This window comes from Niastella sp. sgz303648 (genome assembly GCF_059587045.1).
The window spans coordinates 375,880-389,847 of the sequence record NZ_JCAPSW010000005.1 but is presented as its reverse complement, the minus strand read 5'-3'; the positions used below and the strand labels follow the sequence as shown (position 1 = coordinate 389,847).

The 13,968-nt window shown below is 42.8% G+C and carries 11 protein-coding genes; 6 read left to right on the top strand and 5 right to left on the bottom strand.

The genetic code is table 11. The annotated features are described in order from the left end of the window. Positions 1–18 precede the first annotated feature (18 nt). Positions 19–744 (top strand): RNA methyltransferase, encoded by a 726-nt coding sequence (locus AC59IL_RS17210; protein WP_496553407.1) that lies wholly within the window; start codon positions 19–21, stop codon positions 742–744. Positions 745–825: 81 nt separating this feature from the next. On the opposite strand, the gene AC59IL_RS17205 is transcribed toward AC59IL_RS17210, so the two are convergent. The 3 genes from AC59IL_RS17205 to AC59IL_RS17195 all read right to left on the bottom strand — a co-directional run bounded on the left by AC59IL_RS17205 (position 826) and on the right by AC59IL_RS17195 (position 6,751). Further along, positions 826–2,709 (bottom strand): DUF3857 domain-containing protein, encoded by a 1,884-nt coding sequence (locus AC59IL_RS17205; protein ID WP_496553406.1) that lies wholly within the window; start codon positions 2,707–2,709, stop codon positions 826–828. Between the two features lie 92 nt (positions 2,710–2,801). After that, positions 2,802–4,745 (bottom strand): DUF3858 domain-containing protein, encoded by a 1,944-nt coding sequence (locus tag AC59IL_RS17200; RefSeq protein WP_496553405.1) that lies wholly within the window; start codon positions 4,743–4,745, stop codon positions 2,802–2,804. Between the two features lie 89 nt (positions 4,746–4,834). Continuing rightward, complete coding sequence (locus AC59IL_RS17195; protein ID WP_496553404.1) at positions 4,835–6,751, bottom strand: DUF3857 domain-containing protein; 1,917 nt, start codon at positions 6,749–6,751, stop codon at positions 4,835–4,837. Between the two features lie 389 nt (positions 6,752–7,140). On the opposite strand from AC59IL_RS17195, the gene AC59IL_RS17190 reads away from it, so the two are divergent. The 4 genes from AC59IL_RS17190 (at position 7,141) to AC59IL_RS17175 (ending at position 10,537) form a co-directional block, all read left to right on the top strand. After that, a complete protein-coding gene (locus tag AC59IL_RS17190; RefSeq protein ID WP_496553403.1) occupies positions 7,141–8,073 on the top strand; it encodes a TraB/GumN family protein in 933 nt (310 codons plus the stop codon). Positions 8,074–8,224: 151 nt separating this feature from the next. Continuing rightward, complete coding sequence (locus AC59IL_RS17185; RefSeq protein ID WP_496553402.1) at positions 8,225–8,743, top strand: RNA polymerase sigma factor; 519 nt, start codon at positions 8,225–8,227, stop codon at positions 8,741–8,743. Positions 8,744–8,779: 36 nt separating this feature from the next. After that, positions 8,780–9,433, top strand: coding sequence for a hypothetical protein (locus AC59IL_RS17180; protein ID WP_496553401.1), 654 nt, complete (start codon positions 8,780–8,782; stop codon positions 9,431–9,433). Between the two features lie 132 nt (positions 9,434–9,565). Next, on the top strand, positions 9,566–10,537 hold the full coding sequence (locus AC59IL_RS17175; protein WP_496553400.1) for an AlbA family DNA-binding domain-containing protein: 972 nt from the start codon (positions 9,566–9,568) through the stop codon (positions 10,535–10,537). A 242-nt stretch (positions 10,538–10,779) separates the two neighbouring features. On the opposite strand, the gene AC59IL_RS17170 is transcribed toward AC59IL_RS17175, so the two are convergent. Together AC59IL_RS17170 and AC59IL_RS17165 are read right to left on the bottom strand one after the other, a co-directional pair. Further along, a complete protein-coding gene (locus tag AC59IL_RS17170; protein WP_496553399.1) occupies positions 10,780–11,655 on the bottom strand; it encodes a hypothetical protein in 876 nt (291 codons plus the stop codon). A gap of 492 nt (positions 11,656–12,147) precedes the next feature. After that, positions 12,148–12,564, bottom strand: a complete 417-nt coding sequence (locus AC59IL_RS17165) for a nucleoside-diphosphate kinase (RefSeq protein WP_496553398.1) — start codon at positions 12,562–12,564, stop codon at positions 12,148–12,150. A gap of 364 nt (positions 12,565–12,928) precedes the next feature. Here AC59IL_RS17165 and AC59IL_RS17160 point away from each other — a divergent pair, with 364 nt between their 5' ends. Beyond that, positions 12,929–13,936 (top strand): DHH family phosphoesterase, encoded by a 1,008-nt coding sequence (locus AC59IL_RS17160; protein WP_496553397.1) that lies wholly within the window; start codon positions 12,929–12,931, stop codon positions 13,934–13,936. The last annotated feature ends 32 nt before the right edge of the window (positions 13,937–13,968 follow it).

Below are 13,968 nucleotides of genomic sequence, written 5' to 3'. Positions count from 1 at the left end.
TAGTTTAAACAGAATGCAATGTTGATTAAATCACAGGTCAAATATATTCAAAGTTTAAGCCACAAAAAATTGAGAGATAGTGAAGATGTGTTTGTAGCCGAAGGACCTAAGCTAATTAACGATTTATTAAGTGCCAATATACCGGTTCAGCAACTGTTTGCCGTAAAAGAATGGATACAGGAACAAAACTGGATGGCCATACCTGTGAACGAAGTAAGCAATTCGGAGCTTGAACGCATATCACTGTTACAAACCCCTAACCAGGTATTGGGTGTTTTTAAAAAACCTGTATTTCCGGCGCACAGGCCTTTACGAAATACTATTAGTCTGATGCTCGATACCATACAGGACCCGGGCAACCTGGGCACCATTATCCGTTGTGCCGACTGGTTTGGTATTTCGCGTATATTTTGCAGCCCCGATTGCGCCGATGCTTTTAACCCCAAAGTGGTGCAGTCGTCGATGGGCAGCATTGCCCGGGTGCAGGTAATCTATACGCCGTTGCACGAATTGCTTGCCGGGGAACCCGAACTGCCTACATATGCGGCGGTTCTCGACGGAACCGATCTGAGGCAGTTGCCGCCGGTAAAAGAAGGTATTATTATTATCGGCAATGAGTCGAAAGGCATCAGCGACCAGGTACTTGCTGTAAGCCGTCACCGCATCACCATCGCACGTAAAGGGCAGGCTGAATCGCTGAATGCGGCTGTTGCAACGGGGATTATATTATCACATATACTCTGAAAACGTTTCAGGTTACAGGTTACAAGTTACAAGGGAAAGCCGGCAACAAGTCCCTGAAACCTGAAACCTGCAACCTGTAACTTACTCTTTCTTCACCACTATTCTTTGCGTATCATCCAGCAACACATCATCAAAAAACTTCTTTACTTCGGCATATTTAGCAGCGGGAATTTTATGCTGTTTTAAAACCAGCGATGCGGTTGAATACACCGATTTTTCTGTTTCGTTATACCAGTATTTTGTAGTGTAGGTAGCATAGGCGCACGACAATTCTTTGGGTTTTGGCAATGCGTCTACCGAACATTTGGCCGGTAATTTTAATACGGTTGTATCGGTTTTGTAAAGAGGAAAGTCGAAATAAAAATCCTGCGTTCTGTTCGGATAGTCGGGCATTTTATGTTGCCATAGTTTGTATATACGCGAACATAAAAACATTTTATTGCCGGCTATAAATTCAGGCACTTTTTCAACCGCCATTTCGAGGGTGGCAACGCGGTAGTTATCATCTTTTTTAGTCAGAATAAAATCATCCGGTTGTTTAAAGCCCCACGTTTGCACGATATGTTCTTTCTGGTCGTCGGTTTTTGCATTCAGCACATTGCGTACATCATCTTTATACACACCGGCAGTGGTAAAGGTGGTAACACTTTTGCCTTCGCCGCTTTCCTGCAGTTCAATAACGGTGTGGGCTGCAAACCTGTTTTCATCGGCATGGGTTACGGGGGTAGGCACCAGCACACCGCCCTGGTCGGTGATCACCAGCGCATTTCTGTTTTCGGTACTGATATCAAGCATGCCAAAATCGAGCGTATTGCTGGTACACTCAAGCCATACCGTATCTGTTTTAAGAGGCGCCATTACAATGGCATGGTTGAATTCGTTACACGGAAAAGCGGGGTCAACAGGCACGCCATCCGATTCGCGGTTAATAAGCGCCAGATAGCTTTTAATGCCCACGGCATCCAGCGCGGCATGTATATAATTGCTTAATCCTTTACAATCGCCATATTTTTTATCATCGGTAAAAGCGGCGGGGAAGGGTTTGTAACCTCCGATGCCCAGCTGTATACTTACATACCTGAAGTTCTTCTGAAGGTATTCATATATGATCCTTATTTTTTCGCGCTCATCCGGAACATTGGCTACCAGTTTTCGGAAAAATTCTTTTTTGGCATCGGGAAAAACATCAATGCCCTTAACCAGGGAAGTATACCATATGCCAAAATTCTTCCAGGTGCTCATATCGCCCTGGTAATCGTCCATCTGAAATTTATTGGGCGCCAGCCGTATGCTGGGGTACCGTTCGCTGTAAGTTACGGCCCGCGATTCGTATTTAATAGGAGCCAGGTTTTTTACCGACCACTTATAAAATTTGTATTTGTCATCTTCGGTTATTACCGGTTTCAGAAAAATGTTCTTTTCTTTATACCGCATATCGAGCTCTTTGGGAATTTTAGCGGTAAAGCTTGAGTTTTCAACACCCTCGCCGGGGTACAGTATTCGATAGGTGGGGTAGTTCAAAGTTCCTTTATAACGCAGGTCGTATTCAAATTCAACCGTAACCGGGTATGAACCTGCCGGAATTGAAACATACCAGGTTTTTCCGTCATCAACCAATCCTTCTCCCAGGGCAATACTGGCAAGGTCTTTTTTCTTATACTTCAAAACCTGTTTGCCAAAGGCGTCGTACACTTTAATCTCCACATCGCCCAAAACGGTAAATTTATAGGTATGCTGATAAAAGTTTAAAATATACTTTCCATCTTCATTAAGAATGGTATAAATCTGGTGCACTTTTAATGATGCCCGGTCGATATCGGTTACTTCGAAAAAGATATCTTCGAACCGTTTTATCACATCTGCGTCTTTTTTAACGGCTTCCGGCACCGTCGACAGATCACCAATCTGTGCAGTAACGCTACAGGTTATAAGGGCGAGGGCTGTAATCAATAAACACTTTTTCATTCGTGTCACTTTTTTATTTTGAGATTTCGGGATTTAGAGATTTTGTGATTTAACTCCAGAAATCCCAAAATCTCTAAATCAGAAATTGCATTTTAGCTTTTCTTCTTTATGGCGATCTGTTCGCTTAACAGGGTAAATAATTGTTTATAAAATTCTTTAAAATCGGGGTATTCCTGCACAGAGAACAGGGGTTTATTAAAGTCAAGCGACATTCGAACCGATACCTGGTTGCCTTCTGAAGCCACCCGCCTGATAATGGAAATGCTTGTATCGGGCATAATCATGCGCATGCTTTTGGGCAGGGTTTCGAACTGGTATCCTTCCGGAATAGTAATATTGGCTATGATGCTGTACGACTGGTTAACGCCAAAAAATACATCCGAAAAGCGGTTGTCGGCTACGAACTGGTTTTTTTCTAACCCGCTGAACATATTAACTGAAAAGTATTCATAATCGCCCGACGAGTTTACGGGCATACTGAACTGAACTTTTTGCACCAGCGGCAAAGAATCGGCGTCGAGGTTTTCAAATTCAAGGCTGTCGATTTTAGCGCCGGGGTTATCGGCTGTAAAGTACTTCTCGAGGAATTTGCTTTTTTCTTTTTTGGCGTCGGGTATGCGTTCAAGCCGCGCATAGTCGTAGCTGTTGAGCGAAACGTGGCCTTTCATAATGCCGGCATCATCGATAGCAGCCTGCAGGATCAAAATATTTTTCTCCAGCTTTTTATCGTCCCACAATGGCTTCCATCCCCATTCAAAGGTTTCGGGTTTTTCTATCACCAGCCCTTCGCTATACATCACATTGCGTGGAATTAAATGGGACGGTGTGAATTTTTCGGTGGCGTCGAGCACATATACGTGATTGCCTATTTCAACATAGGCCAATACTTTGTCGAACTGTTTAACATCGGCCACAGCGCTCGAAACCACGCCGTGTTCGCGGGTACTTACCAGCACCGCATGCGCTTTCAGGTCGGCATCCTTGAGCAGGTTAACCAGTATCAGGTTAATTTCGCCGCTGGTGCCTTTCTTATCTTTCCAGGCTGCACGAACGCCGTTCATCGCCCAGATATTTTTATACCCGTTCCACTCCATGTTCTTACGTACATATTCATGAATGGTTACCATTTTGCGGTAAGGATCGCTTATGTTTTTCAACTGCTCATCGAGGTCGGTGGTGCGGGGAATATTTCTTTTCAGCTGAATGCCAAAATCTTCATCTTCCATTAATTCTTTGATCCTTTCGGGCCAGCTTTTTACCAGGCTTTGGCGATGGGTAGGGTAGTTCACGGCCAGAAAACGTAAATCGATGCGTTGCAGATAATCTTTGTCGCAGCTCATATAAGGCTCATCACGCAGGGCCGGTATATCTTTCATGGAATAGATCTGTATGGCCCGGTTGCTTTTTAATTCTTTTTTGGCCTCATAGGGCAATGCACAAAGCGGGTTGGAGTAGATCTCGATCTCGTTCGGAAAATCAACCCGGTACCTGCTGTATTTTACGGGTATCGACCGCTGAAAATACCAGTTTTCAAGGCTGATGCCGCTCCATATCTGGGTATATTTGTATTCAATGATGCTGCCTGCCTTTGCTTCGGGAAAAGTGAATATCTCTTCTGAATAATATTTATCGACCGGCTTTTCGTAAATAAGTTTCTTTTCAACCTTTGTGGTAATGATGTTGCCCGAAGCATCGAGATTATAGGTTTGGGCCGTAAGGTTCTTTATATATTCCACATTGCGGTAGCTCATGTAGGGAATGTGTATGTCGGCGTTTTTTAATCCTTTGTCTTTAAGGATCTTTATCCGGATATGCCTTTCCAGTTGCATATTGGCTGCCATACCGCCCACGTCGCAATACAGCTCGCCGGCATCGAACAGCACAATGGCTTCGGCCTTTTTATCAAATTCACACTCCTTCATTTCGAGCTCGGCTTTTTCAACTTTTCCAAATGACGGCACATCGCTGTTCCGTTGCGCCTGTATGGTTGCGGCAAACAACAGGCTGCTGATAAGGGTTAATAGTTTGTGGTTCATGGTGTTTTTGGTTAATTATCGTGAATGGTGAATGGTCAATGGTCAATCGCTAACCGGTTAACTTATTAACCTGTTAACCTGTCAACTTTCTATTCTTTCTTCAACACAATCTGCTCGTTCATAATATCCGCCATTTTTTTATAAAAATCTTTTACGTATGGATAGTCATCGGCTGTAAATACACTGCGGGTGGTTGTTATGGTAAACCGAACGTACAGGGTGTGGTTTTTAACTTCCATCATGCGGCTAAGCGTGATGCTGGTATCGGGCATGATCATTCGTACATTTTTAGGCAGGCTTTCGATTTTTAATGTGGGCGGCAGCTCAATATCTTCTATTATCGTATGGTTTTGCAAACTGCCGTAATCGATATTGGTAAACCGGATGTCGGATATGAATGGATTTTTGGCAATGCCGCTGAACAGGTTCAGGTTAATCAGTTTGTAATCGCCGCTAACAGTGGGCGGAATATTAAAGTTGAACTGTTGCTCCAACGGCATGCTATCGTTTTCGATATTGAGCATGTTCAAACTGTCGATATGCATGCCCTCCTGATATTTTGTATAATAGGTTTCCGAAAAGCGTCCTTTATCGCGCTCCCAGGCTTTGATGCGGGTGAGGCGTGCATATTCACTGCTTTGAATAGAGGCCTCGCCGGCCATGGCGCCCGATTCATTAACCTTTGCATTAATGATCACCAGGTTTTTATCTTTTTTGTCTGTTTCGGTTAAGTCAATAATGCCGCCTTTCTTACGGTTTACAATAAATGCTTTGGTGTTAATTACAGGAAATGGTGTCATGAACGGAGGGGTATAGGAACCGGCAGCATCCAGTACATATTTGCGGTTATCGATCAGCACATAAGCCATTACCTTATTAAACTGGTCGATAAACGGATAATCGGCATTCACCTTGCCATGCCCGCGTTCGCTCACCAGCAGGGGATATACTTCCAGGCCGGCTTCTTTCAGCAGGTTGATCATCATCAGGTTTATTTCAGCTGAACTGCCTTTCTTCTTTTCCCAGGCTTCTTTTACACCGTCAACTACGCCAATGCCGTTCATTCCGTTCCATTCAATATTTTTATACACATAGTTGTAAATCGCCGACATTTTATCAAATGGCGAAGCCATCAGCTTTACGGTGTTCAGCAATGCGTCGGAGCCCGACAGGTTTTTATATAACTGTGAGCCAAACGACTGGTTTTGCATCAGCTCGCGGGTAAGCTCATCCCAGGTGGTCATGTATTTGTTGGTGCCGCCAAAATTGCTCTGGTAGCCCGATAGCTGAAACTCCACATGCTGCAGGTAATCTTTTTCGGCATCCATGAACGGTTCATCGCGCAGGCCGGCGATGTCGTTCATTTCGAAATATATTTTGCCCGATCCTTTTTCCTGTTTAACAACTATAGGCAGGTGGTCGCTTTTATGTATGCGATAGGCAAATTCATAATTTGGCAAAACCACCAGCGAAAAATGGCTATGCATTACGGGCAGCTCGCCCTGAAAATACCAGTCGTTGAGGTAATTGTAATTTTTGGAAGTAGTGGTGTATTTATACTCAATGATGCTGCCCACCTTAACGTCGGGCATAGCGATTTTAACCTGCGACCACCTTTCATTTACTTTTTGCCGGTAAATAGAGGATGAGGTAACTTTTTTAATATCGGCAACGCCGTTATTGATATTGCAGGTGTAGGCCTGAATATCGCTGATGTACTCAGCATCGTCTTTGCTATAATAACGTATTTCAATATCGCCATGACGGATGCCTTTTTGCCTGAGTATTTTCAGACGAATGCGGCGGATAGTAATGAGGTTGTATTGGTCGTTATGATCTGCAGAAGCTTCATCAAAGATCACAATGGCATCGGCCTCTTTATCGAACGGACATTCGGTTAGTTTTTTATCGGCCTCGGTAATGTCTTCGAATTCGGGCAGGGTTGTTTGTGCCACGCACAGATTTACTATTGCAAGCAACAACCAGCTACAAACAAAGGGTTTCATGAACAGTAATTTAAAGTATCGAATTTTGAATGTTGAATTTTGAATGTCGAAGGGAAAACCAAACCGGGGGTTCTTACTTCAACATTCATCACTTTAAATTCGATATTTAATTAAGGTATAAACGGGTGTCTGATTCGTTTATTCCCCCTGTCGCGCTTTCGTCAATAATTTATTCGTTCATATCAAACAGCCGTTTTAGCTTTGTTGATAGTGACGAATACACCCCGCCCTAGCGGGGCCGAATGATATTGAAAATGGGATGGAATTGCTCAGGTGTTAAGGACTGGTCGGGTTTCATAAGGGTTAATTTATGCAATTATAATAAAAAATTGAACCAGAAACATCAGGTTGCGTAAAAGCACGTGAATATGATAGTGAAAAAAACTAATATGTTAATCGTTTATATGGCCATTGCCATGGCAGGGTTTGGCCAGTTTTCGCACAAACCGGGTAAAAAGGAAAATGCAACAACCCCTAAACCGGCGTATAACCACTTAGATAACACTCTTTTATGGAAGATAAGCGGCAACGGGTTAACCCACCCTTCGTACCTGTTTGGCACCATGCACGTTTTGTGCGCCGAAGACGCCACCCTGAGCGATACCCTGAAACTGGCCATAAAATATTGCGACCGCATTTACTTTGAGCTCGACATGGATAACCTGATGGAAATGGTGGGCTCCATGAAATACCTGCGCATGAATGATGGCAAAAAGCTGAACGAACTGCTTACCAAAGAAGAATATGAGAAGGTAGAAAACTATTTTAAAAACAATTCGGTTCCTCTGCCTTTAAGCATGATGGTTCGTTTTAAGCCCTATTTTATCAGCAGCCTGATCGGCGAATCAATGATGGACTGTTCGCAGAAAAACGGCATGGAAGAACTGATCATGCGCGAAAGCAAACAATACCACAAAGAAATCAGGGGCCTTGAAACAACCGAGTTTCAGGCGTCGATTTTCGACAGCATTCCTTATGAAAAGCAGGCAAAAGACCTGGTGAATTATATCGATAGCATCGACAGCTACAAACAGGTAACGCTTGAAATGGTAGAAGTGTACCGCCAGCAAAACCTCGACCGCATGGATACGCTGATGCACAAAAGCGATCCCGGTATGGATGAATATATGGACCTGTTACTGTACGGCCGTAACCGTCACTGGGTTGAACAGATGCCCGACATAATGAAACAACATTGCACCTTATTTGCCGTTGGCGCCGGCCATTTACCGGGCGAACAGGGCGTAATTAATTTGCTGCGTAAAAAAGGATACCGTGTTACGCCTATGAAAAATGAGAACCGGATTACGGAATCTCAATAAATCAATATCGAATGTCGAATGTTAAATAAATGAATGTAGAAGTTAGAATCCGCGTTGGGTTGTTTCCTTCGAAATTCAAAATTCTACATTCAATATTCAATATTTCCTGTGATATTTCTCTCCCTGCTGCGAATAATTAATAAACACCAGTTTGGAACCGAACATCAGCCAGCAGCAATTCACCGGCATTATTGAAAAGCATAAAAGCCTTTTGTTTAAGGTGGCAAATATGTATTGCCGCAATGCCGAAGATCGTAAAGACCTGTTGCAGGAAATTGTGCTGCAGTTATGGCGTTCGTTCAACAACTACAATGATGTATACCAACTTTCTACCTGGATGTACCGGGTGGCGCTTAACGTATCTATTTCGTATTATCGCAAACAAAGTAAACGCCGTGCGCATGTATCGCCATGGCACGAAGCGATTATTGAATGGCCCGATGAGCCGGTTAAAACCGATACCGAAACCCATATAAAACTACTGCATCAGTTCATCATGGAGTTGAATGAGCTCGACAGGGCACTGATGCTGCTATACCTCGAAGAAAAAACGTATAAGGAAATGGCAGCGATTCTGGGAATTACCGAAACAAATGTGGCAACGAAGATCGGGCGCGTAAAGGGGAAGTTACGGGAAAGGTTTGCGCAGGTTGACAAGTTGGTAAGTTAATAAGTTGACAAGTTAATAAGTTAAAAAGTTAATTATATGGAAGAAAAAGATATACTGAATTTATGGAAGGCGCAGGAAGCGCAATTACAGCAGTCACTGGCCGTTAACAACCGGCTGATACAGGAACTGCAAACGCAAAAAGTGAGATCGGTATTACGGGGGCTGACAATTAAAAAAGCAGCCGGTATACTGGGCTTTTTGATATGGTTGTTGATTTTAGGTTCGGTTGTATTTATTGCCATCAGCAGTTACCAGCCATCGGCCATTTATTTTATTGTTTCCATGATCGGCATCATGGTGATTAACATAAAAGGATTATCAGATCATATAAGGCATATCGTTATGATCAATTCCATTAATTACGATTCACCGGTAACCGGTATGCAACAACGCTTATCGCAATTACAGGCATCGTTTGTAAATAATGTGCGGATAATGTTTTTGCAATTTCCATTGTGGAGTACCTGGTTTTTGCCGCTAACGCTGTTTGGCACAGCAGGGTGGTGGGGCTGGTTGTTGCAGTTTGTGCTTACGGGATCGTTTGTATATATTAGCTACTGGGTATACAAAAATCTCAGCATGGAAAACAGAAACAAAAAATGGTTTCGTGGTTTGGTAGAAGGTTCCGGCGCACAATCGGTGGCAAAGGCGATGGCGTTTTATGAGGAGGTGGAGGCGTTTAGAAGGTAACCTTTTTATCCTTATCCAAGATTCCAGAAAGGCTACATGTAGTAAATGGCAATATTGAACGGCGGGCTTGACAAAGTATTAATTTGGAAAAATTGTACCTTTAGATGGTATCTTTTTAATATGTAATTACAAATGACAAGAGAAGAAATTTACCAATTTGTAAAATCTTATCTCAAACAATCAGCAGATGGATTAGAAATTGAAAACCCAAAATGTGATTTCAAATCACAGTGGTATGATTTATCCAGCAATAAAGGAGTAAATGAGTTTTTGAAGGACACGTCGGCAATTGCAAATACATTTGGATTGGATGGGTTTATTATTATAGGCTATGATAATAGGACAAATACCTATAATAATATGACGTTTAGAGACAGTAAGTTATCAGATACTTCAAAAATTACGGATATAGTTAATAAGAAGATTGATAGGTTGTTTGATCTCAATATTTTTGATTTTGAGATTGATGGAAATACTTTGAGTGTTATCCATATCCCACCTTCTATCGATAAACCTCATGTAATAACTAATTATCAAACTTTTGATCAAAACGATAAGGTGAAAAAGGAGGAACAACAAAGAGTATTTGTTCGGAAAGGTACTTCAACTTATCCAGCAACAAAAAACGATTTCGAATTAATGTACTATGACAGAAAGAATATAATTCCGGAGTATAAAATTATTACCAGTTATCACAGTGATACATTAACTCTTTCTTTACAGGGCCCCACAATAGGTGGAGATAAACAATATAAAAGTATAGGTGCAAGCATTTACTTAACTTTTGAAAATATAGGCAGAAGGCCAGTTGCAATAAGCGAAATTCATATTGACATTTCAATATTTGAAAACCCGAGTGATCATGAAAAAATAGAATTCACATCTGTAAATGATTATAAAATGCTAAATATAATAGTTCATCCAAATGAAATCAAAAACCAAATAATAAATTTTTTCAATAGTGATGATCACTCGTTGGACAATGCTGCGCCCCTTGTAAAAAAAATAATGAACCACAAACAGGTTATAAAAGCGAAGTTTTTAAGATTGCGATTGTCTGATGGACGTGAAATTCAAAGTGAATTAATACAAACCAACTATTAATTGATGTTTAAAAAACTCATGGATTACCAGATTTCACCGATAACTCTTTAATAAAATATTGTAGCCATAGTACGGAACCCATCAGCTGGTTTACCGGAATCTTTAACAAAGACAAAAAAATAATCTGCAACAATCTTGTTTTCATTATACATTTTATTTTGCTCCAGGGTTTCTCCGGATCAAATCAAAATCCTGGGGGATTGTAACCTACAGCCTCTTTTTCACGAAGTATTTATGTATCATTAAACGAAACGACGCTGGTTGTTCCGCGCGCGCGGAAAGGAAGTTATTCTAAAGGCCATTATTGACGGTGCATACATGCGTTTATGGGCCGTGGGAATGAAATAGTATTGCCCATGGGGATGACGTAGCGTAGCGGCCTTCTTTGTAATTGTTCGTTGTCCACCAATGACAGTAGCTTCTTCCAATCGATCAGCAGGTAACGTTGGCAGCAATTCTGCTAAAATATCATCCTCGCTTATTTGATCCTTCAATAACTTCAGGGCCAACCCGGTCAAATATTGATAGTCACAACGGCGCTTGTATTGGCGCGGCAACCGGGCGTATAATTTCGAACCTATTTTTGATGCCCGGCCCATGAGGCCGGCATAATACAACGTCTGTCGCCTGCGGGCTTTTCGCCGGTTGCTCTTAATGGTTTTATGCTTCCAATATTCGCTGTTTTGTTTTCGATACACCCGCTTAGGCTTAACAGGCAACAGGGCATTAATAGTATCTTCAGATTGATTGGAGCAATTAATGGTAGCCTTCTGTTGTTTGCTGATCACTATTGCTACATAGCGTTGCAACAATTCCTGTTGTATTTCCTGCTCCTTTTTACCTTTTTTCAATAGGGTAAACGCCTCGCCGGTAAAAGACCGGTACATCCACGATTGCCGCCAATAAACAGGTAACGCATTGTACACCAGCGACCCGATTTTCGATGCCTGGCCCATCAGCCCTGCATAATGGCGGGTGTTTTTAAAACAAGACGCATACAGCACTTTCCTGCGGGTCAGACTGCTTTTTTTACGCACGAAGTTCCTGCCTTCCATAACATAGAAGGTAAGGTTGTGCATGGTTCCTTTAACAATAAATGGTGCAAAAGCTTCGGCCATGTAATAAAGTTACCAACTATTTTAAAACGCCCTGGTGCCGGCACCAGGATTTTGACGTTTTTCAATATTTAGTCTTATTGCGGTAGAAAGTCTGCAACCAGCATATGACCGCCACTGAACAAACTTAATGCGTTGCCGGTACGGGAACTACTATGCATGTACCGTACATGCACCGTTGCAGATCCGTGGCATAAGCATAGGACATCCGTAGTTGAACGCCTCCAACTCCATGGATGCGCCCACCATTCAGAATACTTAAAGCGCATTTTCTAAATGTGGGTGTTGCATGCAAAATCGGGTTCTATACTACAATCCCTCAGCTTTTCAACATGATCCGTTTTTCCAAAAGAACGGTTACCTAAAGCAACGACTTTAAAAACAAAAAAGGACTACCCGCTTTCACCGGTAATCCTTTAATAATATTGCGGAACCTTGTCAGGTACTGACAGGGTTTATTCCTGAGCCTTGTTCCCTGTACTTTGTACCTTCTCCTTAAAACTGCTCCAGTCCGCTGAAGAAAAAGTTTCCTTCAATGGCTGCGTTTTCATCGCTGTCGCTGCCATGAACGGCGTTTTCGCCAACAGAAGTAGCATATAATTTACGAATGGTACCGGCTTCGGCCTGAGCGGGGTTGGTAGCGCCGATCAGGGTACGAAATGCTGATACTGCATTGGGTTTTTCTAAAATGGCGGCAATAATTACCCCGCTGCTCATAAACTCAACCAATTCGCCATAAAAAGGACGCTCCTTGTGTACAGCATAAAACTCACCGGCTTTTTCCTTGCTCAGTTTGGTCAGTTTCAGCGATACAACACGGAAACCTTCTTTAATGATCCGATCAATAATCGCTCCTGCATGCCCGTTTTTCATAGCATCGGGCTTAATCATTGTAAACGTGCGGTTACTCATAACATTCTTCGATTTTGGCCGCAAAAGTAAAGGAAATGTGCTAATGTGATAATTTACTTACTGGCTAATTTAAAATGATTCTGGTCAGGTTGATGTTTGAGGTTTGTGGTTTATGCCCGCCCGGATGACCCGGTCGGACGGGGTTTGTGGTTCCTTTGGTGTAATCACCTGTGTAATATGTGAATTTTACAAGTTGTTTAACCATAAACTCCCTGAAATCCGGGACTTATGTATTACTTTTCAAAGCCGCGGCAAGCCATCTTAAACAAAGCATTTGTGAATGAAACAACCACAAATTTCAAACTACAAACCATAAACTGCTTTTGGTGTTTGACTTTTATTTCTGCAACTTTGCTGCCGCTCAATGAAATCTATACAGGAAATATACCCGTTATTAGCAACCCCACGTAATGTGGTGATTACCACGCATCAGAAACCCGATGCCGATGCCATGGGCAGCTCCCTGGCTATGTACCATTTTTTGAAATCCTTTGGTCATACCGTAACCGTGATTTCGCCTACCAACTGGGCCAAATGGCTCGACTGGATGCCCGGCGCCAATACGGTGATCGATTATGAACTGCAGCGCGACAGAGGAGAAGCAGCCCTGAAACAGGCCCAATGGGTGTTTTGCCTCGATTTTAATGTGCTGCTGCGTGCCAAACACATGGCCCCTTCGTTACGACAGGGCGCCTATGACCGTATTTTGATCGACCACCACCAGCAGCCCGAAGCCAATACCTTTACCTGGGGAATCAGCGATACCGGTAAAAGCTCAACCTGCGAAATGGTGTACGATTTTATCGTAAAGGGCGGCTTTAGCGACCGGATTACCCCCGATATGGCCGAATGCCTGTACGCCGGAGTAATGACCGATACCGGTTCTTTCCGTTTTCCTTCGGCCAGCGCCAACGTGCACCGTATGGTGGCCGACCTGAAAGACCGCGGTCTGCAGCATACCATTGTACACGAGAATATTTACGATAACTTCCTCGAAAACAGGCTGCGCTTTATAGGACATATCCTGCTGCATCGCATGGATCTGTTTTATGAATACAATACAGCTCTGATTTCCATTCCAAAAAGAGATTTATTGCGATATGAAGTTAAAACCGGCGATACCGAAGGGCTGGTGAATTTTCCGCTGAGCATCCAGGGCATAAAACTGGCTGCGCTGGTGATCGATCGCGATGAAGAACGGAAATGGAGCTTCCGCAGCAAAGGCGATTTCGATGTAAATACCTTTGCCCGCAAATATTTTGAGGGAGGTGGCCATTATAATGCCGCCGGTGGACGCAGCAGCGAATCGCTCGACACTACCGTTCAGCATTTTATTGAGGCCATGAAACAAAACGCTTTGCAATTGCAATAATATTATCACTCATAGGGTGATATTTTGCCCGT

Excerpts from the sequence above, each read along its gene's own strand:
- AC59IL_RS17165 (WP_496553398.1), bottom strand. The coding sequence starts at position 12,564 with ATGAGTAACCGCACGTTTACAATGATTAAGCCCGATGCTATGAAAAAC.
- AC59IL_RS17205 (WP_496553406.1), bottom strand. The coding sequence starts at position 2,709 with ATGAAAAAGTGTTTATTGATTACAGCCCTCGCCCTTATAACCTGTAGC.
- AC59IL_RS17200 (WP_496553405.1), bottom strand. The coding sequence starts at position 4,745 with ATGAACCACAAACTATTAACCCTTATCAGCAGCCTGTTGTTTGCCGCA.
- AC59IL_RS17190 (WP_496553403.1), top strand. The coding sequence starts at position 7,141 with ATGTTAATCGTTTATATGGCCATTGCCATGGCAGGGTTTGGCCAGTTT.
- AC59IL_RS17180 (WP_496553401.1), top strand. The coding sequence starts at position 8,780 with ATGGAAGAAAAAGATATACTGAATTTATGGAAGGCGCAGGAAGCGCAA.
- AC59IL_RS17210 (WP_496553407.1), top strand. The coding sequence starts at position 19 with ATGTTGATTAAATCACAGGTCAAATATATTCAAAGTTTAAGCCACAAA.
- AC59IL_RS17195 (WP_496553404.1), bottom strand. The coding sequence starts at position 6,751 with ATGAAACCCTTTGTTTGTAGCTGGTTGTTGCTTGCAATAGTAAATCTG.
- AC59IL_RS17160 (WP_496553397.1), top strand. The coding sequence starts at position 12,929 with ATGAAATCTATACAGGAAATATACCCGTTATTAGCAACCCCACGTAAT.
- AC59IL_RS17175 (WP_496553400.1), top strand. The coding sequence starts at position 9,566 with ATGACAAGAGAAGAAATTTACCAATTTGTAAAATCTTATCTCAAACAA.
- AC59IL_RS17170 (WP_496553399.1), bottom strand. The coding sequence starts at position 11,655 with ATGGCCGAAGCTTTTGCACCATTTATTGTTAAAGGAACCATGCACAAC.